The 22,681-nt window shown below is 67.7% G+C and carries 16 protein-coding genes and 1 riboswitch; of the genes, 8 read left to right on the forward strand and 8 right to left on the reverse strand.

Features of this window, described 5'->3' with window-relative positions:
* Positions 1-251: 251 nt before the first annotated feature.
* Positions 252-2,315: a S9 family peptidase gene (locus AC1Q6P_RS20220; RefSeq protein ID WP_492665683.1), complete on the reverse strand. Its 2,064-nt coding sequence runs from the start codon at positions 2,313-2,315 to the stop codon at positions 252-254.
* A gap of 292 nt (positions 2,316-2,607) precedes the next feature.
* Between AC1Q6P_RS20220 and AC1Q6P_RS20225 the strand changes: the two genes are divergently transcribed.
* Positions 2,608-3,303: a glutathione S-transferase family protein gene (locus AC1Q6P_RS20225; RefSeq protein ID WP_492665684.1), complete on the forward strand. Its 696-nt coding sequence runs from the start codon at positions 2,608-2,610 to the stop codon at positions 3,301-3,303.
* 64 nt (positions 3,304-3,367) lie between these two features.
* Positions 3,368-4,939, forward strand: coding sequence for a hypothetical protein (locus AC1Q6P_RS20230; protein WP_492665685.1), 1,572 nt, complete (start codon positions 3,368-3,370; stop codon positions 4,937-4,939).
* Positions 4,940-4,964: 25 nt separating this feature from the next.
* On the opposite strand, the gene AC1Q6P_RS20235 is transcribed toward AC1Q6P_RS20230, so the two are convergent.
* The 3 genes from AC1Q6P_RS20235 to AC1Q6P_RS20245 are packed head-to-tail and all read right to left on the reverse strand — an operon-like array spanning position 4,965 to position 6,232.
* On the reverse strand, positions 4,965-5,561 hold the full coding sequence (locus AC1Q6P_RS20235; RefSeq protein WP_492665686.1) for a DinB family protein: 597 nt from the start codon (positions 5,559-5,561) through the stop codon (positions 4,965-4,967).
* 27 nt (positions 5,562-5,588) lie between these two features.
* Entirely contained in the window at positions 5,589-5,837 is a 249-nt protein-coding gene (locus tag AC1Q6P_RS20240) for a TfoX/Sxy family DNA transformation protein (protein ID WP_171828424.1), read from the reverse strand.
* Positions 5,838-5,842: 5 nt separating this feature from the next.
* Positions 5,843-6,232, reverse strand: a complete 390-nt coding sequence (locus AC1Q6P_RS20245) for a VOC family protein (RefSeq protein ID WP_492665687.1) — start codon at positions 6,230-6,232, stop codon at positions 5,843-5,845.
* Between the two features lie 306 nt (positions 6,233-6,538).
* Between AC1Q6P_RS20245 and AC1Q6P_RS20250 the strand changes: the two genes are divergently transcribed.
* The 5 genes from AC1Q6P_RS20250 (at position 6,539) to AC1Q6P_RS20270 (ending at position 14,850) form a co-directional block, all read left to right on the forward strand.
* Positions 6,539-7,960, forward strand: coding sequence for a M16 family metallopeptidase (locus AC1Q6P_RS20250; RefSeq protein ID WP_492665688.1), 1,422 nt, complete (start codon positions 6,539-6,541; stop codon positions 7,958-7,960).
* An 11-nt stretch (positions 7,961-7,971) separates the two neighbouring features.
* Positions 7,972-9,504: a M16 family metallopeptidase gene (locus AC1Q6P_RS20255; RefSeq protein ID WP_492665689.1), complete on the forward strand. Its 1,533-nt coding sequence runs from the start codon at positions 7,972-7,974 to the stop codon at positions 9,502-9,504.
* Between the two features lie 21 nt (positions 9,505-9,525).
* Positions 9,526-9,658, forward strand: a riboswitch (yybP-ykoY riboswitch).
* A gap of 96 nt (positions 9,659-9,754) precedes the next feature.
* Positions 9,755-10,336, forward strand: a complete 582-nt coding sequence (locus AC1Q6P_RS20260) for a TMEM165/GDT1 family protein (RefSeq protein ID WP_171828428.1) — start codon at positions 9,755-9,757, stop codon at positions 10,334-10,336.
* A 137-nt stretch (positions 10,337-10,473) separates the two neighbouring features.
* Positions 10,474-11,628, forward strand: a complete 1,155-nt coding sequence (locus AC1Q6P_RS20265; RefSeq protein WP_492665690.1) for a response regulator — start codon at positions 10,474-10,476, stop codon at positions 11,626-11,628.
* Positions 11,629-11,652: 24 nt separating this feature from the next.
* Entirely contained in the window at positions 11,653-14,850 is a 3,198-nt protein-coding gene (locus AC1Q6P_RS20270; RefSeq protein ID WP_492665691.1) for an ATP-binding protein, read from the forward strand.
* A gap of 18 nt (positions 14,851-14,868) precedes the next feature.
* Here the strand turns inward: AC1Q6P_RS20270 and glpK are convergent, their stop codons facing one another.
* A complete protein-coding gene (glpK, locus tag AC1Q6P_RS20275) occupies positions 14,869-16,362 on the reverse strand; it encodes a glycerol kinase GlpK (protein WP_492665692.1) in 1,494 nt (497 codons plus the stop codon).
* Positions 16,363-16,392: 30 nt separating this feature from the next.
* Between glpK and glpD the strand changes: the two genes are divergently transcribed.
* Complete coding sequence (glpD, locus tag AC1Q6P_RS20280) at positions 16,393-18,006, forward strand: glycerol-3-phosphate dehydrogenase (protein WP_492665693.1); 1,614 nt, start codon at positions 16,393-16,395, stop codon at positions 18,004-18,006.
* A gap of 10 nt (positions 18,007-18,016) precedes the next feature.
* Here the strand turns inward: glpD and AC1Q6P_RS20285 are convergent, their stop codons facing one another.
* The 3 genes from AC1Q6P_RS20285 to AC1Q6P_RS20295 form a co-directional block, all read right to left on the reverse strand.
* Positions 18,017-18,676, reverse strand: a complete 660-nt coding sequence (locus AC1Q6P_RS20285) for an NF038129 family PEP-CTERM protein (RefSeq protein WP_492665694.1) — start codon at positions 18,674-18,676, stop codon at positions 18,017-18,019.
* Positions 18,677-18,714: 38 nt separating this feature from the next.
* Positions 18,715-21,039: a CehA/McbA family metallohydrolase gene (locus tag AC1Q6P_RS20290; protein WP_492665695.1), complete on the reverse strand. Its 2,325-nt coding sequence runs from the start codon at positions 21,037-21,039 to the stop codon at positions 18,715-18,717.
* A 259-nt stretch (positions 21,040-21,298) separates the two neighbouring features.
* Positions 21,299-22,117, reverse strand: a complete 819-nt coding sequence (locus AC1Q6P_RS20295) for a PEP-CTERM sorting domain-containing protein (RefSeq protein ID WP_492665696.1) — start codon at positions 22,115-22,117, stop codon at positions 21,299-21,301.
* Positions 22,118-22,681 lie beyond the last annotated feature (564 nt).

The raw sequence follows: 22,681 nt of genomic DNA on the forward strand, positions 1-22,681 counted from the left end.
GCCAGCCCCGAGGCGCGAGCAGCGCAGGGAAGTCGGCCCGGCAGGGCCGACCCCGGAACCATGAGCCCGGCGGCGGCGCGGGCTGCAGGGCCTCACGAGCAAAACCAAAGGCTGCTTCGTGCCTTTCCCGCCACTGAGGCCTGACGCCTCTCGTCGTCCCGGCAAAGAAAAGCGCCCCAGAGCCATGACAGACTCCAGGGGGCAGATCACCGCCCAGGATCGGGCGATGAATGGGCCAGCGGTTCGGCGATTTACTTCTTCGCGGCCGCCTCCAGACCCGGCACATGCTCCGCACCGGTCACGATTTGTGCGGTGGACTGGCGCACGGTCTCGCCCAGGGGCTCGACACGGCCGCCCAGGCATTGGCCGAGGAAAGCCTCCGCCACGGCATTGAAACCGATGCGGTTGTTGGGCTTGTTGAAGCCGTGGCCTTCGTCGGGGTAGAGCACATAGGTGACCGGGATCTTCTTGGCCTGCATGGCTTGGACGATCTGGTCACTTTCGGCTTGCTTGACGCGCGGGTCGTTGGCGCCCTGGCCGATCAGCAGGGGGCGGACGATCTGGTCGGCCTTGTAGAGCGGTGAGGCGGCGCGCAGGATGGCCTTGCCTTCCTCGGTCGTCGGGTCACCCATGCGGCTGTAGATTTGCTTGCGGCCAGCTTCCCAGTACGGCGGAATGGTGCTGAGCAGGGTTTCCAGGTTGGAGGGGCCGACGATGTCGACGGCGCAGGCAAAAGTGGTGGGCGTGAAGGCCACGCCGGCCAGTGCCGCGTAACCGCCATAGCTGCCGCCCATGATGGCGACCTTGTCCTTGGTCGTCACGCCTTGCTTGACGGCCCAGTCCACGGCGTCCAGCAGGTCGTTGTGCATGGCCAGGCCCCATTGCTTGTTGCCGGCATTGAGGAACTTCTTGCCAAAGCCGGTGGAAGCGCGGAAGTTGACCGACAGCACGGCATAGCCGCGGTTGGCCAACCATTGGTGATAGCCGTTGTAGCCATGGTCGTCGCGGGCCCAGGGGCCGCCGTGCACGAACAGCACCAAGGGTACGGCCTTGTCGGCCTTGCCGTCGCCGTTCTTGTCGGCCTCCTTGGGTAGGGTCAGATAGCTGGGCAGGATCAGGCCGTCGCGGGCCTTGATCTCCACGCCGTACATGTCCACCAGGGGGGCGCCTTGCAGCTCGGGGCGGGCGACGTAGAGTGCTTGCAGCTTCTTGGCCTTGCGGTCGTAGAGGTAGGTGGCCGCGACCTTGGACACTGGGTCGATGCCAACGATCCATTTGTCGTCGTTGCGGGTGCGGCTGGCCACAAAAACCTCGCCCTTGCCGAGCTGCTTTTGCAGCCAGTCGAAATCGGCCTTGAGCGTCTTGTCCAGGAACTTCCATTCGCTGGTCAGGTACTCCACGGCATAGGCTTGCACCACGCCGCTGCTCGGGTCGCGCAAAGTGTCGCCCAGGTCGGCACGGGCGTCTTGTGCCAGCACGGTGCGCTTGCCGCTGGCCACGTCCTCGGCGATCACGGCGGTGGTGTCGCTCTCGCGGGAGTCCATCCAGTACAGGGTTTTGCCGTCGTGGGTGAAGCCCAAAGGCGCGGTGCTGCTGTTCTCCAGATTGGTGCTCAGATGGGGTTTGTCTTCGACCTTGCCGTCCTGGACCTTGAAAAAGTCCATACCACCGCTGGCATTGGGGCGCAGCGCCAGGCGCAGGTTCAGTTCGTTGTCAGCCTGGAATCCGGCATAACCATCCGCCTGCATGACCAGCTTGAGCTCGCCGGTCTTGAGATTGAGCAGGTGCACATCGTGCCAGCGCGGGTCGCGGTTGTTGATGCCGATCAGCAGCTCGTCAGTGCGCTTGCTGGAGAAACCGGTCATGCGCACCCGCACCTTGTCAAAAGGGGTGTAGTCACGTTGGACGCCGCTCTTCAGATCCACGCCGTAGAGGCGGAAGTTCTCATCGCCGGCGTTGTCCTTGATGAACAGCACCTGCTCGCTGTTGCCCGACCAGAAATGACCGGGGATCGGGCGGTCCTTGGAGTCGGTGACGGCCTTGGCCGCCTCGGGCTTGTCAGCCGGCGCCACCCAGACGTTCATCACGCCATTCACCGGTGCCATCCAGGACAGCCACTGGCCATCCGGGCTCAGGTGGGCGCCGCTCTTGACCGGGTTGCCAAACAAGGCTGAGCGGGCGATCAGCGGCGTTTCGCCACGGGCATTGGCCGTGGCGGCCACGGCGCTTTGGGTCAGCGTGGCGCTCAAGGCCAGGCTGGCCAGAGCCAACAGGGTGGGGGCGAAGGGGCGAACCGCAGAAGCAGACGATGTCATGTGCACCTCAGAAAGAGACAGGGCAGGTGGAAACGTGCGGGCCTTCGAAGCTCGGCGGCCCATTTTGAGGAAGGGGACGTCGGGCATGCGCTGGGCCCAGGATTTGGAACTGCAGGCTTGCAGCATAGTCAAACTTGCCAGAGCTCCACCCGCTTGCGGCGACAGACGGGAGGCTGGCCGACATGAGCTGCCGATCGGCCCGATGGGTGCAACCTATTTACAGCCTGGGGCCGCTGCCCTGCCGCGCTCTGTCATATGCTGGCGCCCGCCACTTGGCTCACGGGTGCCCACCATGCTGCAACTCTTCATCGCCAACAAAAACTACTCGTCCTGGTCCTTGCGACCCTGGGTGCTGCTGAAGCAGCTGCAACTGCCCTTCGAGGAGCGACTGGTGGTGTTCGGCCAGGCGCCGGGCAGCGCCGGGGACTACCGCTTGTTCTCGCCGAGCGGCCGCGTGCCCTGCCTGCATCACGAGGGCCTGACAGTTTGGGACTCCCTGGCCATCGTCGAGTATCTGGCCGAGCTGGACCCGCGGGTCTGGCCGCAGGACCGTGCGGCGCGCGCCTGGGCGCGCAGCGTCTGCGCTGAAGTGCACGCCGGCTTCCAGCGCCTGCGCGATGTCTGCACCATGAACTGCGGCCTGCGAGTGCAAGTCGGCCATTGGTCGCCTGCCTTGCTGGCCGACTGGCAGCGCATCGAGGCCTTGTGGCTGGAGGGCTTGAAGCGCTTCGGCGGCCCCTACCTCACCGGCCCCGATTTCACGGCCGTGGATGCGTTTTTCGCCCCGGTGGCTTTTCGGGTGCAGAGCTATGGGCCGGCCTTGGGCGAGGCCGCGCAGGCCTATGCCCAGCGCTTGTTGCAGCTGCCGGCCATGCAGGACTGGTACCGCGCGGCCCTGGCTGAAACTTGGCGTGATGAAGCGCATGAGGCCGAGGCCCGGGCTGCGGGCCTCTGGTTGCAGGATTTGCGCGCCTCTGCGCCCGCATGAATCTTGGGTGGCCCAGAATCTGGGACGATGCGGGTCTGACCTTCAAGCCTGGAGCCCCGTCCCCGTGAGTGTTTCTTCGCCACCGCCCAGTCCATCCGTCACGCCCGTCGCTATCCCTCTGGATCGGCCCGATCTGGAACAGTTCGCACGCGAAGATGGCGGCTTCCCGCAGGCCTTCATTCGCGCCCTGGCCGCGCTGGCCGCGGCCGACGGCTTTGTCACGCTGGGGGAGTTCGAGCGGGTGTCGGCCTTGGCCGCCCGGCTGCAGGATTCGGCCCTGGGCGCCCACGCGGCCCTGCGGGCGCTGGAGTCGCCCGGCGAGCAAAAAGCCGCCTTTGCTCAGCTCAAGCGCGCCAGCGCCGAGCTGCCCGAGGCCCAGCGCCGCCAGGCCTTCCTGGATGCCCAGCCTCTGCTGCAGTTGCAGGGCGAGCAGGCACACAAGTTTGCGCAGGAGCTGGCGCAAGCCTTGCTGCTGCCCAGCCAGGAGCTTTCGCGCCTGGCCGAGGCGGTGGGCCCGGCGCCCTCGTTGTGGAAAACCGTCAGCCGCCAATCGGCTCGGCTGTTCGGCGGCCGGCCATTGTTGCCGGCGGCGCAGACGGCGGCGCGACTGTCGGGCGACATCGATCTGGCCCTGGGCGTGGGCCGTTACCTGGACGGCGCCAGCAGCGATCAGGTCTTGCAGCAGGGCATGAGCTCCAGCCTGACCGTGCTGGCGCGGCGACTCAGCGAGTTCGAGCGCGGCCTGCAGGCGCCGCCGCCGGAGGCCGGCTCGGCCGCCGCGTACGCGCAGCGGGTGGAGCAGCTGTTCCAGCAGGTGGGTCAGCGCATCGCCATGGTGGAAGCGCGCATCGCGCATGAAAAACGCAGCTTCGAAGAGGACTTTGAAGAGCTGATCCACGATGCCGGCAATGCCGTCGAGCTGCAGATGCTGGAGCGCCTGCGCACGGACGATTGGACCGAGCACAAGGTCTGGGCCGAGATGGCGCGCTCGACCTTTGCCAAGGAGCTGGAGCGCCGCCTGGACCGCGCCGCCCGCCGCCAGGAGGGGCAGCTGCGCCTGCTGAAGGAAGAGCTGCGCCTGTTCCGCGAAGAGTTCAGCCTGGTCCACGCCAGCGTGCTCGAGCGCCCGCACCACAGCCAGCTGCGCCGCCTGATGCCGGCCCTGCAGATCAGCACGCGGCTGAAGAATTCCACCGAGAGTGCGGCCGAGCTGACCCTGGGCGCCGGCGCGGTGGCGGCCGCTGGCACGGGCGCGGCGGTCTATGCCCTGGGTGCAGCCGCCGTGCTGCCGGTGATCGCGCCGGTGGCGCCGTTTGCGGGCGGTGCCTTGCTGGTGGCCGGCCTGCTCAAGTGGATGATGGACAAGAGCGGCCGCAAGGATGAAGAGCTGCGCCACAAGCGCGAGGCTTTTGAGGCGGCGCTGCGCGAGCGCCTGTCCGCCATGCGCGTCGACAGCTTCGCCCAGCTCGACACCCTGGGCCAGGAGTTCCGTGCCAGCGCCAATGCCTTGCTGCGGCCGTTGCTGCTGGAGGCCGAAGCGACGCGCCAACTGCCCGAGACCGAGCGCCGGGTGGCGCAGCGTGTGATCCAGGACACGCGCCAGGCCATGCAGGCCCTGGGGGCGCCGGAGGCTTGATCCGGCCCCGTCCCGAGCGGACTCATCAGGCCCAGATGTCCGCCTCGGTCCAGCCCAGGGCGCGGAACTCTTCGGCGCGCAGATCCGCCTCGCCGGCACAGAAAAACTCGTCCAGCTGCGGCGGTCGGATGGCGGTGCCGGCCAGCATGGCGTGCACCTGACCGCGGTGGTGGATCTGGTGCTGGAACAGATGGGCGAGCAGGCGTGTGCGGCTGTCCTGCTGCGCGCCCCCCGGCCGGGCGATGGTGACGATGCGGCCCAGCTCGCCGTCGCGCTGGGCCGCGCAGTAAGCCAGCAGGCGCCGGTCGACGGCGGCCTGCTCGCGCTGCAAATCGGCAGCGTACTGAAACGGCTCGTCGACAGCGAAGAACTGGTAGCAGTCCTCGTGCGGCGCGTCGCCGGCCAGCTCGCGCTCCAGCGCATCGACGTAAAACCAGTCCACGCAGAGATTGTGGTTCAGGGTCGCGAGGATGCTGGGGAAGAAGTTGCAGCGGGTCGCTTGCAGCTCAGACGGGTTCAGCTGGGCGCAGGCCGCCAGCAGGCGGTGGTTGGCCCAGGCATTGTTGTAGGCCATGCTGAGCAGATGGTGGGCCAGAGGGTCGGTGTGGGGGTTGGGCTTCATGCTTGCCGTATCCAGTGTCGTCAGGTCTCAACGGGGTGCCAATCCCAGGTCGTCCAGACGCAGCAAGGCTTCGCTGCGCCGTTCGCGGGCGATGTCGCGCCAGTCACGATCTTCCTGTGCACCCATCAAAGCGTACAGAAGATTGAGGCTGGCCCCGGGCCATCGTGCCTTGAGCTTTGCGTAGAGCGCATAGGCATCGTGCTGGCGCAGTTGGTCCAGATCGTGGATGCCGAGCGCAGCAAGTTGTTCCCGGCTGCGGGGCCCGAGACCGCGCATGGTCCTCAGCCCATGGGCGTGCACAGCTCGACCAGGCTGCCATCCGGGCAGCGCACATAGGCGACCGTCTGGCCCCAGGGCTTGGTGACCGGTTCTTTCAGCGGCGTGGCGCCGGCGGCCACGGCGCGGGCGAAGGCGGCGGGCACGTCCTCGGTGCTGAAGCCGATCTCCATGCCCAGCGGGCGCGCGCTCTCGGCCGCCACCACATAGGGCTGGCCGACGCTGTCCAGCGCGGTTTCGTGGTTGACAAAGGCCAGGGCGGTGGCGCCGGTGTCCAGTTCGCCGTAGGCGCCCGATTCATGCAGAAAGCGGCGCTTCAGGCCGAAGGCGGCCTCGAAAAACGCCAGGGAAGCGGCCACATCGGCCACGTAAACAATGGTGTAGGCATAGTTCATGCGAGGGTCTCCGGCAGTGCGTGTGGATGGGGTGGGGTGATGGCTGCGGCGCATCTTGCCTGTCCGCTGCTGACATCAGCTGTCAGCAGTTAGGGGGGAGGGCGCCCGTTGGCGGTATTCACGGCCTGGCCGTCACGGCCGGGCCGGTTCCTTGTGGCAGCATGGGCGTCTGCGCACGGCGCTTCGGCCGCCGTGGGCGCATCAGAAGAAGACGATGATGGGATCAGCGTGAGCAGCATGCACAGCAGAGAACGACGAGAGCCAGGACAGCAGGGCGGTGCGGGAGGGGCCGGGGAAGCGCAGGGCATGAGCGGCGCGCGTCGCCGCTTTCTGAGCCTGGGCCTGGGTCTGAGCCTCGGCACGGCCGGCCCGGCCTTGCTGGCCGGCGCAAGCCCGGCTGTCTGGGCGCAGACCGCCGCCGAGAGCGCCGTGGCGCCGCTCAAGATCGCACCCCTGGCCTTCGAGCGCCGCATTCTGGCCAATGGCCTGGAGCTGATTGCCCTGCCTCAGGCTGGGGCCACGGTCAGCGTGCAGGTCTGGTACCGCGTGGGCGGCAAGGACGACCCGGCCGGTCGCAGCGGCTTTGCGCATCTGTTCGAGCACATGATGTTCAAGCGCACCCGCTACATGGCCAACGAACAGTTCGACCGCATGACCGAGGATGTCGGCGGCAACAACAATGCCTTCACCGCCGATGACATGACGGCTTACCACAGCGTCGTGCCGGCCAACCACCTGGAACCCCTGCTCTGGGCCGAGGCCGAGCGCATGTCCAACCTGACCGTGGATCAGGCCAATTTCGACAGCGAGCGCGCCGTGGTCAAGGAAGAGTTCCGCCAGCGCGTGCTGGCCGAACCCTACGGCCGGTTGTTTCACGCCGTGCCGCGCCTGGGCTACCAGCTGCACCCCTACCGCCGCCCGGTGATCGGCAGCATCGAGGAGCTGGACGCCGCGACCCTGCAGGACGTCAGTGCCTTCCATGCCCAGTACTACCGGCCGGACAACGCGGTGCTCATCGTCACCGGCGCGTTTGACCCGGTGCAGCTGAATCGCTGGGTGAACCATTACTTCGGCAGCATCCGCCAACCGGCCAGCGCCATCCCACGGGTGCAGCAGAGCGAGCCGCGGCGTGCACGCGACGAGCTGCATCAGCTCAAGGCGCCCAATGTGCCGCTGCCGGCGGCCTTGTTGATCTGGCAAGGCCCCAAGGCCTCCAGCGCCGATGCGCCGGTCTGGCAGGTGGCCCAAGGGCTGCTGGCCATGGGCGAGTCCTCGCGCCTGAACGAGAGCCTAGTCTACCGCCAGCAGCTGGCGCAGAGTGCCGGCTTCGAAGCCCAGCTCAATGCCGACGCCGGCCTGTTGGTGGCCCATGCCATTGCCAGCGGCAAGCAGAGCGCCGCCGAACTGGTGGCGCCGCTGATGCGTGAGCTGCAAAAGCTGGCCGAGGAGCCCATCGCCGCAGCAGAGCTGGAGAAGGTCAAGGCTCAGCTGCTGACCGCTGCCTTGATTCGCCGGCAAACGCCGCTGGGCCTGGGTGAGGTGCTGGGCGAGGCGGCCTTGCTGCGCGGTGATGTGCAGTGGGTGAACCGCGAGTTGAACGATTTGCAGGCGGTCAGCGCCGCCGATGTGCAAGGCGTGCTCAAGCGCGATGTGCTGCGCGGCGCCCGGGTGACCGTGTTGTACGAGGCCGAGGCTGCGCCGGCCCGCAAGAAAGTGGGCAAGCCATGAGCCGCCGGACCATGTTTTCGTTCGTTCGCCGCCCGCCTGTGTTGGCTGCGGCCCTGGGCCTGGCCTTGGCCGCCTCCTTGGGCTGCGCCTGGGCCCAGACCGGGTTTGAGTCGCCGCCCCGCCCGGCCTCGCCCCAGCCTTTGCAGGTGCCCGATTTCATTCAGCAGCGCCTGGCCAATGGCCTGGGCCTGGCCGTGGTCGAGCGTCATGCCCAGCCTCTGGTCACGGCCTGGCTGTTGGTCCAGTCGGGTGGGGCTTATGACCCGGGCGGCAAGTCCGGCCTGGCCGAGCTGAGCCTGGCCCTGATGGGCAAGGGCGTGCAGCGTGGCGCCGGCCCGGTGTCGGCCGCGGCCCTGGCCGCCGAGATCGAGGCCTTGGGTACGCAGCTGGAGATCGGCAGCGCCGCTCGCAGCAGCCACCTGGGCGTGACGGTGGCCAGCCACCGCCTGGACGCCAGCCTGGGCCTGCTGTCCGAGATGTTGCGCAGCCCCAGCCTGGCGGAAGAGGAGTTCCAGCGCCTGCAGGCCCAGGCGGTCGATGCGCTCAAGCTCGGCCGCTCCGACCCGGGCCAGTTGGCCGCCCAGATCGGCCGCCGCCTGTACTGGGGCGACAGCCCGCATGGTCAGCAGCCCACCCTGGCCAGCCTCAGCCGCATCCAGCTTGACGATGTGCGCGCCTTCCACCGCCTGCATGTGCGGCCCGAGCGGGTCACCCTGATCCTGGCCGGCGACATCACGCCGGCCCAGGCGCGCAGCCTGGCAGACAAGCATTTCGGCAAATGGCGAGCCCATCGCATGGCACTGCCGCAACAACCGTCCTTGGTGCCCAAGCCGCTGGCGGCGCGCACGGTGCTGGTCGACCTGCCCGGTGCCGGCCAGAGTGCGGTGCAGGTGATGGCGCCGACCGCCGGCCCCAGCCCCGTGCCCTTTGCCCGCCTGACGCCCGAAGCCCAGGCCACCGAGGTGCTGACCCAGCAGGCCAACGCCCTGGCCAATGCGGTCCTGGGTCAGGGCTACTCCTCGCGCATCAACCAGGAGGTGCGCATCAAACGCGGCCTGAGCTACGGTGCCACCAGCGGCATCGACGCCCAGCCCGGGGGCGCCCAGCTGATCACCAGCGCTCAGACCAAGCATGAAAGCGCCGGTGAGGTGGCGGCCTTGCTGCAGCAGGAGATCCGCCGCCTGTCTACGGAGCGTGTGCCCGACCCCGAGCTGGTGGCACGCCGCGCGGTGCTGATCGGCGACTTCGGCCGCCAGCTGGAAACCACGGCCGGCCTGGCCGCCCTGGCGGCCGAGGGCCTGATGCGCGGCCGACCCCTGGCCGAGCTGAGCCGGGTGCCGGATGAACTGGCGGCCCTGGACGGTGACATCGTGCGCACCCTGGCCACCCGCCACTGGCAGGGCGAACGCTTGCGCACCGTCATCGTGGCCGATTTCAAGCAGGGCGGTCTGGCCCTGCGCCAGCAGTTCCCGGATGCCCTGGTGCTCAAGGCCGAGGAGCTGGACCTGGCCAGCCCGACGCTGCGCCGCGGCGGCCGCAAATAGGCCGGCTTCAAGCCCGCGGCTACAATGGCCGGGTCATTGGGGAGTAGCCGCTGCAGCCGCCCTGGCTGCCGGCCCGCGTCAACACACTTGGTCGAGCGTTCGGCCATGGCGCGGGCAGTGTCATCTCTTGTGCATTGCGCAAGACCTGACCCCTGGCAAGACCTTTGGCCACCCACACCTGCTTTGCGGCCGGCGTGTGCGTGGTCATCGGTTGTTTTCATGCCGGCCGCAGGAACAGTGTTCGCCCACCATGGAAGCCTTTCTCGTCTCCACCGGCATCGTCGCCCTCGCTGAAATCGGCGACAAAACCCAGCTCCTGGCCTTTTTGCTGGCTGCCCGCTTCCGCAAACCCCTGCCCATCATCCTGGGCATCTTCATCGCCACCGTGGTCAACCATGCCGGTGCCGGCGCCCTGGGCGCCTGGATCACCGCGCAAGTCAGCCCCATCGTGATGCGCTGGGTGCTGGGCGTGGGCTTTGTCGCCATGGCTGTCTGGACCTTGATTCCGGACAAGATCGACGAGGAAGAGGAGGGCGGCAAGGGCCTGAAGCTGGGCGTGTTGGGCACCACCATCGTGGCCTTCTTCCTGGCCGAGATGGGCGACAAGACCCAGGTGGCCACCGTGGCGCTGGCGGCTCAGTACCACGCCTTTGTGGCCGTGGTGGCAGGCACCACCTTGGGCATGATGATCGCCAATGTGCCGGCCGTCTTGCTGGGCGAGCGCATCGCCGGTCGTATTCCCGTTCGCCTGGTCCATGGCATTGCCGCAGCCATCTTTGCGGTGATCGGGGTGGCCACTTTGGCTGGTGCGGGACAAAAGCTCGGTTTCTGAGCCGTTTACTTCTGCATGCTGTTGCGCAGCGGGGCTGGTCGCCGGCCCGGTTTGCTGGTTCAATGCTTTGACGGGCGCAACACGCACAGTCAGAGTTGCGCCCGGACATGGAACAGTTCGCCAGGGGAGTTCTAACAATGACGGTGCGATCTCATGTCTTGCTGGTCGACGACGACGAGCTGACGCTGCAAATGCTGGAAGCCACACTGGAAGCTGACTTCAAGGTCAGTCAGGTCAGCAGCGGGGCGGAAGCCCTGAGTCGCTGTGACAGCGACCCGCCCGACCTGATCGTGCTCGATGTGGACATGCCTGAGATGAACGGCTACGAGACCTGCCGCCGCCTCAAGGACAACTTCTCCACAGCCGACATCCCGGTGATCTTTCACTCCGCTCGCACCAGCATTGACGAGCGATTGCAGGGCTATGCCGCTGGCGGCGCCGATTACCTGCCCAAGCCCTTTGATGCGCCCGAGCTGCTGGCCAAAATCAATCTGGTGCTGGCCCACCGCGACCGGCAGCGCGAGCTCAGCGGCCAGCTCGACGAAGTGATGAATGCCGTGCTCTCGTCCGCCGATATGGTGGGTGAGGCCGGCGTGGTGCTGGAGTTCCAGCGCGCCCTGGTCGGCTGCGCGGACAACGCGGCCGTGGCGCGGGCCATCCTCGATGCCCTGCACCGCTATTCGCTCGATGGATGCGTGCGCATCCGCGGCGGTGGCGAGGTGTATTCGGGCAATGCCCGCGGGCCCTGCAGCGCGCTCGAGAACTCCATCCTCGACCATCTGCAGGCCCAGACCGAGGGCCAGCGAATCCGCCCCTTCGGCCACCACACCGGTTTCTCTTACGACCGGGTGGTGCTGTTCGTGCGCGACCTGCGCATGGACCGCGGCGCCGACATGGACCGGGCCGAATCCGAACGCATGGGCCGCGCCATCGACAACGTGGCCCTGCTGGTCGAGGGCGCGGTGCAGCGGGTCGGGGCGCTGGAGTCCCTGGTCGCCACCCGCGATCTGGCCGATGTGCGTCATCTGGTCAGCATGACGCGCAATGCCTTGACCGACATTTCGGCCCGCAACCAGGCGCAGCAGCGCGAGGTCAAGCAGGTGTTCGACAGCCTCAATGCCGAGGTCGAGAACAGCTTTCTGCATCTGGGGCTGACCCAGAGCCAGGAGGACCACCTCAGCAGCATCATCAAGCAGCATCTGGAGGCGGCCTTGGCGGTGCTGGGCAAGAGTCAGGAGGTGGAGGCCTTCCTGGGTCGTGTGATCCACAAGCTGGGCCAGGCTGCGAATTGAGTCCAGGCCTGCTGCGTCCAGATCATGGCCGCCCTCCAATCTGCACCGCCGGCCGAGGCTTTTGACGAGCCCTCGGCCATCGAGCCCCCGCTGAACGCCGCGCAGCAGGAGGAATCCCTGCGCGGTTTCAAATCGCGCCTGGACGCGATGATGCTGCGCAGCGCGCGCGTGTTCCTGGTGCTGGTGATGCTGGGGGCCCTGCTCCAGATTGCCGGTACCTTGAACCAGACCGAGCTGGCCTGGTCTCTGCGCCTGAGCCGCGCCGGGCCGGCCACGGCCGTGTTGTTGATCTGTGCGCTGGCCTTGTTGCTGGCACTGCGCTGGGGCGTGCGCCTGGCGGCAGGATTCTTCAGCGCTGCGGTGATGCTGGCCCTGTTTGCCTCGGCGGCCTGGCATGGCAACGGGGTGCGCTCCTCGGGCATGGGCGCGGTGCTGGCGGCCCTGGTGGTGATGGGCCTGATGGTCGGGCCAAGGGCCGCCATGCGCGGCACGGTGCTGGCCTGTCTGGGCTTTCTCGGCCTCTGGCAGGCCGAGGTGCGCGGCCTGATCCCGGGCCTGGTGGTGCAGAACACGCCGCCGCTGAGCAGCTTCGCGGTCGTCTACAGCTTTGGCGCCGTCATGATTGGCTGGCTGGTGCTGCGCTACGGCACCGTGTTCTGGGAGGTCACCTCCTCGCTCGAGGGCTCGCGCCGTTTGCTGGCCGATACCGTGCGTGCGCAGCAGAAGGTGGCGCAGGAGCTGCGCGACAGCGAAGAGCGCCTGCGCATGTTGCTGGACAGCTCCATCACCAGCATCCAGATCCTGGAAGGCGAGACCGGCGCGCTGCGCTTTGCCAATGCGCAGACCCTGGAGAAGTTCGGCTGTGCGCGACCGTCCGATCTGGCCGAGGCCTTGATGTACCCCGGTGGCTTGTACGCCAAGGAGCAGCTGATGCAATGGGTGCAGCGCACCCTGGATCAGGGGCCACAGTATTTCGAGTGGCAGTCGCGCCGTCGCGATGGCACGCCGATCTGGTGGGACATGAAGATGGACCGCATGCGCCTGGCCGGCCAGGCCTGTGTGGTGCTGTTCGGTCACGACATCACCGCCCGCGTGCGCGCCGAGGCCGAGCTGCGTGTGCAGCAGGGCCGGCTGGAAGACGATGTGCGCTTGCGCACGGCCGAGCTGCAGGCCGAGAAGCAGCGCATGCAGGACATTCTCGAAGCCCTGCCCATCACCTTGAGCATCCGTGACACGGCGGGGCGCTACATCCTGATCAACCGCGCTTTCGAACAGGCCAGCGGCTTCAAGCGCGAGCAGGTGCTGGGCCAGACGGCCCGGGCCCTGTTCAACGAAGAAGTGGCGGCCGAGATTGCCGAAACCGATGCCCAGCTGCTGGCCGGCAGTGCCAGCAGCCTGAGCAGCGAGCGCCAGATCGTTCACCCCAAGGATGGGCCGCACGACTACCTGCTGACCATGGTGGCCCTGGTGGACGCGCGCAAATCGCTCTATGGCATCCTCAATCTCGGCACCGATGTCACCTCGATCAAGCGCCTGCAGCGCGAGCTCAGCGTGGCCAAGGACGAGGCCGAGCGCCTGGCCCGGGTCAAGAGTGACTTCCTGGCCAATATGAGCCATGAGATCCGTACCCCGCTCAATGCGGTGCTTGGCCTGGCCCAGCTTGGCGTGAGCCGCAGCGCCGATCCGCTGGCCAGCCGCAATGGTTTCGAGCGCATCGTCCGCTCGGGCCGCCATCTGCTGGGTGTGATCAACGACATCCTCGACTACTCCAAGGTCGAGAGCGGCAAGCTCGACATCGAGAGCCTGCCTTGCAATCTGGTCCACCTGGCCAAGGAGGTGGTGGATCTGGTGTCCGAGCGCGCCGATGCCAAGAACCTGCGCTTGCGCATGGAATACAAATGCAGCTTCGACTGGGTGGCGCTGGACTCTCTGCGGGTGACCCAGATCCTGGTCAACCTGCTGGCCAACGCCATCAAGTTCACCGACAAGGGTCGGGTCACCCTGACCCTGGAATCGCAGCGCGACTGGTTGCGCCTGTCGGTCACGGATACCGGGCCCGGCATCCCGCCGGAGCAGCAGCTGCGCATCTTCCGTGCTTTCGAGCAGGCCGACAGCTCCACCACCCGGCAGTTCGGCGGCACCGGCCTGGGCCTCAGCATCAGCAGCCAGCTGGCGCGCGCCATGGGCGGTGACATCGAGGTCGACAGCGTTGTGGGCCAGGGCTCCTGCTTCACGCTCAAGCTGCCTTTGGTACGTGTCGAGCCGGGCCAACTGGAGCTGGTGGAGCAGCGAAGCGAGCTGCCCCCGCTCAGCGGGCCGGGCGTGCTTGACGATGCCAGCGAGGCCAAGGTCAGCCTGCGCGGCCTGCGCATCCTGATTACCGACGATGTGGACATCAACCGCGAGATCCTGCAGGACATGCTTCAGGTGGCAGGCGCCGAGGTACTCAGCGCCGAGGGGGGCGCGCAAGCCATTGCCCACTTGCGTGAACAGGGGCCGGCCGGCATCGACCTGGTGCTGATGGATGTGCAGATGCCCGAGATGGACGGCTATGAGGCCACCCGCCGCCTGCACCAGCTGGCGCCCCAGCTGCCCGTGATCGCGCTGACCGCCCATGCCCTGGCCGAAGAGCGTCAGCGCTGCCTGGCGGCCGGCATGGTGGCCCACATCAGCAAGCCGATCGATCAGGCCGAGCTGCTGCGTACCTTGACGAGCTTGAGCGCAGGCATCCCCCGACGCGCCAGTCTCAAGCTGAGCAGCATGCAGCCGCCGGACACCGCCGCGCCTGCAACGCCGGCCTCCATGCCAGCGCCTGTGGCGCCGGCTTCAACAGAGGCGATTCAGGCGCCTGCTGCCGCCAGTCTCTGGCCCGATCTGCCGGGTACCGACTTCGCCGCGGCGTTGACCCGCTGTGCGGGTCGCCAGGAGTTGCTGGCCAAACTGCTGGGTACCTTCGCCAAGCAGTACAGCCAGCACCAATCGTTGTTCGAAGAGGCCCTGGTGGCTGGCGGCAGCACCTTGGCCAGCGCCGCCCACCGACTCAAGGGTCTGGCTGCCAATCTGGGCATGAACCGCCTGGCCGACTGCGCCGCTGCCTTGGAGCATGCCGCCGGCCCCCAGGGTGAGCCCGGCCAGATCACCCCGGCCCTGATGGCCTTGAACCGCGAGCTCTCCCCCATGATCGGAGCGATTCAGGCCTGGCGCGAGCGGGCGCAGGGCTGAGCGGAAGCGTTTCGAGCTTCAACCGGCCGTCACCTGCCGCACCGCATGCTCCCAGGCGGCCATGCGTTCGGCGGCCTGGGCGCGGTTGCCGCTGGGCTCAAAGCGGCGATCGGCCTGCCACTGGGCGCTGAGCTCTTCCAGGCCGGCGTAGACGCCGCAGCTCAGGCCGGCCAGGTAGGCGGCGCCCAGGGCGGTGGTTTCGATCACGCGCGGGCGCACGACGGCGATGCCCAGCAGATCGGCCTGGAACTGCATCAAGAGGTCGTTGACGCAGGCGCCGCCGTCCACGCGCAGCTCCTGCAGCGGCGCACTGCCGGCGGCGTGGGCATCGCGGCTCATGGCTTGCAAGAGGGCGGCGCTCTGGAAGGCGATGCTCTCGATGGCGGCACGGGCGATGTGGGCCTGCGTGCTGCCGCGGCTCAGGCCCAGGATGGCGCCGCGCGCCTCGGCCCGCCAGTAGGGCGCGCCGAGGCCGGTGAAGGCCGGCACGAACATCACGCCGCCGGCATCGGGCACGCTCTCGGCCAGGCTTTGCACGGCGCCGCTGTTCGGGATGATCTGCAGCCCATCGCGCAGCCACTGCACCACAGCGCCGCCGACGAAGACGCTGCCTTCGAGCGCGAACTCGGGGCTGGTCGTGGTCTGGGCGGCACTGGTGTTGATCAGGCCGTTGGCCGAGGTCTGGAACTGCCCGCCGGTGTGCATCAGCATGAAGCAGCCGGTGCCGTAGGTGTTCTTGGCCATGCCGGGCTGGAAGCAGGCCTGGCCGAACAGGGCGGCCTGCTGATCGCCGGCGACGCCGCCGATGGCGATCTCGCCGCCCAGGTGGGCGGCCATCACGCGACCGAAATCGCCGCTGGACGGGCGCACCTCGGGCAGCAGTGCCGGCGGGATGTCCATCAGGGCCAGCAGATCCTCGTCCCAGCGATTGCGCTGCACGTCGAAGAGCAGGGTGCGCGAGGCATTGCTGACATCGGTGGCATGCACGGCGCCGCCCGTGAGATTCCAGATCAGCCAGCTGTCGATGGTGCCGAAGGCCAGTTCGCCACGCTCGGCCCGGGCGCGCGCGCCCGGGATGTGGTCGAGCAGCCACTTGAGTTTGGTGCCGGAAAAGTAGGGGTCGATCAGCAGGCCGGTCTTGGCTCGCACCATGGGGGTCAGGTCTCGCGCGCGCAGCTGGGCGCAGAAGGGCTCGGTGCGGCGGTCTTGCCAGACGATGGCGCGGTGCAGGGGTTGGCCGGTCTGGCGGTCCCAGAGCACGGTGGTTTCGCGCTGGTTGGTGATGCCGACAGCGGCAATGTCGGCGGCGCGCAAGTCCGCTTGGCGCAGGGCGGCCTGGGCCGTGGCCCGCTGGCTATGCCAGATCTCCAGCGCATCGTGCTCCACCCAGCCCGGCTGCGGGAAATGCTGGGCAAACTCCTGCTGGGCCATGGCCACGATGCGGCCGCTGCGCTCGAAGACGATGGCGCGCGAGCTGGAGGTGCCCTGGTCGAGAGCGAGCAAATAGGACATGGCGTCAAGCCCTTGGCTTAGAGTCCGGGGATGGACCATTTTGACGTACTGGTGGTGGGCGGCGGCATCAATGGCGCCGGCATCGCACGAGACCTGGCGGGCCGCGGCTGGCGGGTGTTGCTGGCCGAGGCTTCCGATCTGGCGGCGCACACCTCCTCGTCGAGCACCAAGCTGATTCACGGGGGCCTGCGCTACCTGGAGTACTACGAGTTCTCGCTGGTGCGCAAGGCGCTGCAGGAGCGCGAGCTGCTGCTCAAGAGCGCCCCGCACATCATGTGGCCGCTGCGCTTCGTGATGCCGCATGACCGGGCCATGCGGCCGGCGTGGATGATCCGCATCGGCCTCTTCCTCTACGACCATCTGGCCCGGCGCGAGTGGCTGCCCGGTTCTGCCGGGCTGCGCCTGCGTGACAGCCCCTTCGGCGCGCCACTGAAGCCCGAGTTCGAGCGCGGTTTCGTGTACTCCGACGGCTGGGTGGACGATGCCCGCCTGGTGCTGCTCAACGCCCTGGATGCGCATGCCAAGGGCGCCGAGATCCTGACCCACTGCACCGTGACCGAAGCGCAGCGCGAAACCGCGGAGCAGGGCGGGGGCTGGCGCGTCCGCCTGCAGATGGCTCACGGTGAGCGCCGGGTGCAGGCGCGCGCCCTGGTCAACGCGGCCGGCCCCTGGGCCGAGACCTTTTTACGCCAGGTGGCGCGCCCGGCCGCGGGCGAGCCCCTGGCCACCAAAAGCCTGCGCCTGGTCAAGGGCAGCCATATCGTCGTGCGGCGTCGCTTCGACCACGACCATGCCTACATCTTCCAGAACCCCGACCGACGCATCATCTTCGCGATTCCCTACGAGGGCGAGTTCACCTTGATCGGCACCACCGATGTGGAGCTGCCCGACGCCGCCATCGCCGGCTTTGCCAAGGCGGAGATCGAGGCGCAGGAAGTGGCCTACCTGTGCGAGCAGGCCAGCCGTTATTTCAAGACGCCGGTGCGGCCCGATGAGGTGCTGTGGAGCTATGCCGGTGTGCGACCGCTGCTCGACGATGCCTCGGGCGATGCCAGCGCCGTCACGCGCGACTATCTGCTCGAGACCCATGGCGACGGCGCGCCGCTGCTGAGCGTCTGGGGCGGCAAGATCACCACCTTCCGCAAGCTGGCCGAGGATGCGGCCGATCTGATCGACGAGATGCTGGGTGAAGAGCGCCCGGCCTGGACGGCACCGGCCCCGCTGCCGGGCGGCGATCTGTCGGACTGGATCGGTGCGGCGCAGCGGCCGGATCAAGATTTCGAGCGCTTTGTGCTGGCGCTGCAAACGCGGCATGGCTATTTGCCAGCCCCGCTGGCGCGGCGCCTGGCGCGGGCCTATGGCTCGCGCGTGGGCCTGCTGCTGGGTGGCGCGCGGACGCTGGCCGATCTGGGCGAGGAGGTGGCGCCGGGCCTGTTCGAAGCGGAACTGCGTTACCTGCGCGAGCATGAGTGGGCCCGCGATGCCGAGGCGGTGCTCTGGCGCCGCTCCAAGCTGGGCCTGCATTACAGCGAGGCCGAGCGGGCTGCCGTGGCCGCCTGGCTGCAGCAAGCGGCGGGCCGCAAAGAGAACGCCGCGCTCGGAGGCGCGGCGTTTGGAGATCGCAGCGGCGGGCCGCTGCTCTGACCAACTGGGCTTATTTGCTTCGCTGACGGCGCGCCAGCAGGCCGATGCCGGCCAGACCCGCCAGCATCAGCGCATAGCTCTCCGACTCGGGCACGGCGCTGACCGTGGCGATGGTGTTGCCGCCCAGCAGGCTCAGCGTGGTGCTGGCCGAGCCACCGGCGTCCAGGGCCGGTGTCAGCTCGATCTGGAACAGGGCGCCGTTGGGGTTGCCCAGATAGCTTTGCTGGTCGCCCGCCAGCAGGCCGAGGCTGAAGCTCGTGCCCGCGTGGCCCGGCGTGCTGAAGACATCGCCGCTGAAGCTCAAGTCAAAGCTGAAGCTGCCGCCCAGATGGATGGCGTGGAACAGGTCGTTGAATGCCGTGCCATTGGCCAGCACGAAGCCGCTGGCGAGGCTGCCGGCGGCCTGGCCTTCGAGGAAGAACTCGCTGCCAAAGCTGCCGCTCAGATTGCTGATGCGCACCTGGGCCGCAGGGGCCGAGCCCAGGCCCGGCAGGAACTGGAAATCCAGCCAGCCGGTCTGGCCGGCCCAGGCCGCCGTGTTGACGCTGGCGTGGAACTGCGTGTCGGCCCAGGCGCTGCCGCCAAACAGGGCGCTGGCAGCCAGGGCCAGGCTCGAAGCCATGTGCAGCGCGCCGCGGCGCAGCGGCGAGGAGGTGCGGAGGTGGTTCATGGTGTGGGAATCCTTGGTGAATCGGGTGTCTGTGGCGCTCAGAAGCTGCCCGAGTACAGGCTGGCGCTGTAGTTCAGGCCCAGCTTGCCCGGGTTGCGGATGCTCAGCGGCACGCTCACGCTGGCGCCCGCGGGCAGGCTGGCGGCATTGAGGGTGATGTAGGGCAGGCCGTTGTGGCTGCCGCTGGCGTTGACCAGGGTTACACCGGCAGGCAGGCCTTGGATCTTCAGCTGCAGCGGGCCGGCCAGCGGCGCGCCGCTGATGTTGGCCAGGCTGATGCTGCCGCTGTAGAGCTGGGTCAAGCGGTTGTAGACCAGGCCGGAAACGGTCTGGCGCACGCTGGCGCTGACGTCCTGGGCCAGGCTGACGTTGAAGCTCACCGGGCTGGAGGCGCCGACATTGCCGGCCGCATCGACGGCCCGGGCCACCAGGCTGTGGCTGCCATTGCCCAGCGAGGCCGGGTCGAGGCTGATGGCATAGGGCGCACTGCTGTCGCTGCCCTTGGCCTGGCCGTCGACGAGGAAGTCGACGCGGCTCACGCCCACATCGTCGCTGGCCTCGGCCTTCAGGCTCAGGCTGCCGCTGGCGTCCTTGCTGACGCTGGCGCTGACCACCGGGGCGGTGTTGTCCTGCACCTGGTTCACCCAGATCGGCGCCGACCACAGGATCTTGCCGTCGGTCTGCGTGACCTTGGCGTAATAGAAATGCTTGCCGACCGAGGGGGTGAAGTTGTTGACCGCGCTGCTGGACAGCTCGGTGACGGTGCCGTTGCGCTGTGGCACGCCCTCGTAGACCTTGACCGTGGCGGCGCTCTTGCCGGCGCCCGGCGCGTAGTTGGCGACCAGGTTCAGCGGGCCGGCGTTGGTGAAGGTCTCGCCCATGATGCGGCCGTTGGCCGTCAGCACCAGCTGCGAGGTCTTGTCCATGGTGGCGAACAGGCGGCGGGCGCGGATCGCTTCCATGAAGGACTCATTGCTCAGCGGCGTGCCCGTGGGGATCAGGATGCCGTTGCGGTTGGTCGAGGACGCGCCCCAGTTGGCGCAGTGGTTGTCCTGGTTGGTGGTGAAGGCGATCTTGAAGCCGGCCTCCAGCGCCTTCTTGCAGGCGCCTTCGTAGCCGCTGTTGCCGTTGTCGCTTTCGTTGGTGGTGTTGGAGAAGGCGGGGGTGTTCATCACCTCGCACAGCGCCATCGCCTGCTCACCCTCGGGTGTGTAGCCCAGGGCCACGTTGTTGACCAGGTACTGGCCCGAGCTGGCCGGGTGGTTGAACTGGCCCAGCAGGCCGCGCTGCGCCATCAGGGCGTAGAGCTTGGCGGCATTGTTCTTCTCGGTGAAGACATCGGCCAGCAGCTCGCCCTTGGCGTTGTATTCCCAGCCCAGCAGCTCGTTGGAGTTGAAGATGTTGATGTGGCCGCCGCCGCTGATCGTGCCCCACTCCATGCCGTAGACGGCCAGGAAGTTGGGGTGGGCGGCGTTGAAGTTCTGGGCGGCCAGGCGGCCGGCCTTGTACAGATCCTTGGCGTAGGACGGGGATTGGTTGGCATCGGTACCGGTGGAGCCGTCGAACATATGGTTGTGTTCGGAGGTCATCAGGATGTCCAGGCCGCGATCCATGGCGTACTGGTAGGCCTGGGCCGGGCCTTGGTTCATGTTCGATTGCGGATGCTGCTCGCCGCTGCAGTTGCCGATCGTGCCGCCGCCGTCGCTGTGGCCGGTCTGGCTGTGCAGATTGCCGAGGTAGACGGTGTAGGGCAGGCCGCCGGTCACCGGCGCGGCCAGGGCTGCCTTGCCGCCCAGGCGGCTGCCGGACTTGGCGGCCTTGAGTGCGGCGCCGGTCTGCAGTGGCCGGAAAGCCGGCATCTGCGGCGGGGCCACATAGCCCACTTGCATATCCCAGCTCTGCTCGATCACCTCGGCCTCGGGCGCGTTCAGATGCGCTTCCACGAAATCGGCGGTCACGCCCACCGAGGGCAGTTCCTGGGCCGGCACCGAGGTGGCCGTCAGGCGCACCTGGTAGATGCCATCCACCGCAGCCACACCGCCTTGGCGGCCGGCCCAGTCGACCTTGGTTTCGATCTCGCCCTTGACCAGGGTCTCCACACCGTACCAGCGCTGCGCCACCTGGCCGGCCGGGTCCAGCAGTTCCAGGCGCCAGGACACAGTCTGGGTCTGCTCGACCTGCGGGTACTCGAAACGCAGGGTGAAGCTGCGCGCCTCGGCAATGGCCTTCGCATCGGCCCGGAACGGCACATGCAGGCTGGCCTCGAACTCCTGATGGTCCGGGCTCAGCCGCCCGCCGCCCAGGGCCAGGCCCGCCGCCGAGGCGCTCAGCAGCAGCGCGATGGCGCGTGGGACATGTTTCATCATCATCAGTCGGGCGGTGGCGTGAGGCATGGTGGGACGATCCGGCAAAAGAAAGGGGAGAGGGGCGAGAGGGGCGGGAGGAAAGAGCGAAAACGAAAACAGCAAGCCGGGCGCCGTGTCGAGGTGGCACGCGCAGGCTTGTTCAAAAAATGGGAGAGGCGGAGCGACATCAGGCCGCTCCGCCGGTCAACTCAGGTTTGAGTTGCTGGACGCGTTCGAGGTGACGAACGCGGGTTCAATCCATGAACCGATCTTTCAATCAGACCGCCTTGCGGCGGCGGGCGATGAAGCCCACGCAGCCCAAGCCTGCCAGCAGCATGGCGTAGGTGCCGGGTTCCGGCACGGCGCTGACGGTCTGGATGCTCAGGTTGTCGATGGCCAGGCCGTGGTCGTTGCCGGCGTCGTTCTTTTCGACCCAACGCACCCACAGGGTGTCGCCAGCGGCCCAGTTGGTCGTCAACTCACCACCGCGGCCGGCCACCAGGCCTGCGCCATTGCCGTCCACGGCAGCTGCCGTGGAGCCCAGCACGGGGGAGGTGAAGTCGAAGTTGCCGCCCGGAGCGGTCCAGCTGGCGACGGTGGAGAAGCTGGCACCGAAGCCGTACTCCAGCACCATGGTCTGGGCGGCGGTGTTGCCGCCATTGCGCCATTGTTCGCCGTCGAAGCTGATCTTGAAGCCGCTCAGAGCGGCGCCGGTGTCGTTGGTCAGGGCCACGGCGATCCAGCCGGCCACGGTGTTCGAGGCTGGCGAGCCGAAGTACGCGCCGCCCGAAGCGGAGCCGCCCAGAGCGCGCTCGGCCACGCCGGTGGCGCCGTAGCTGCGGAAGCTGCCGGCGTTGGACCCCCCGTTGTCGGCGGTGTAGGTGCCGATGGCGGCGCCATTCTTGTTGAACAGGCTCCAGCCCGCCAGGGTGCTGTCGTTCACCCAGGTCACGGCGGCGGTGCCGCTGTTGGCCAGGCTGTCGAAGGACTGGGTGTAGGTGCCGCCGGTGCTGGCGACGGAGATGCCGGCTTGCGCGGCCGGAACGGCGGCCAGCAGGGCCAGAGCCAAGGCGAGGGAAGTCTTTTGGATCGTCATGGGATGGTTCTCAGACAGAGGTTGGACAGATGAGGATGAATGACAAAAAAGGTGTGCGTCAGATACAAAACACAGCGCTTGCAAGGCCGGCGCCTATCGCATTCATGCGCGGCCTGGACGGGGTACTGGTCCGTCGGCCCGGGTCTCCTGGCGAGGCGCACCTGCATTCATTCACGCATGCAGGCGCTGCCGCCCTGAGGCTCAAGTCCGGCGTTTCAATCAAGGGCATTTGCAAGACATCTGTGGGCCTGAATCCAAGCTGCCAAACGTTTGCGAATCATGGAAAAAGAGAGAGGACGTCTCCGATTCGGGCGCTCTGCGCACGGGGCAAGATCTGACCCTGCGCGTGAATGCCCGGGAGCGTCTTCCGACTTCGCTTCCACTCCTCCAGCACTTTTCCGCTGACCAGCATACCCAACTGACCGTGACAGACCCGTGTCAGCGCTACGGGTGTTCCCTGAGCTCCCCCGCGCTTGAGGGGGTGAGCGCTGTGGGCGCAGAAACCCGCGTGGTGCGGCCTTGCATCGCGGCGGTGCAGGCGGTGCCCGATCGTGGCGCGGGCAC

The sequence above is a fragment of the Roseateles sp. GW835-FHT13E02 genome (assembly GCF_058794035.1).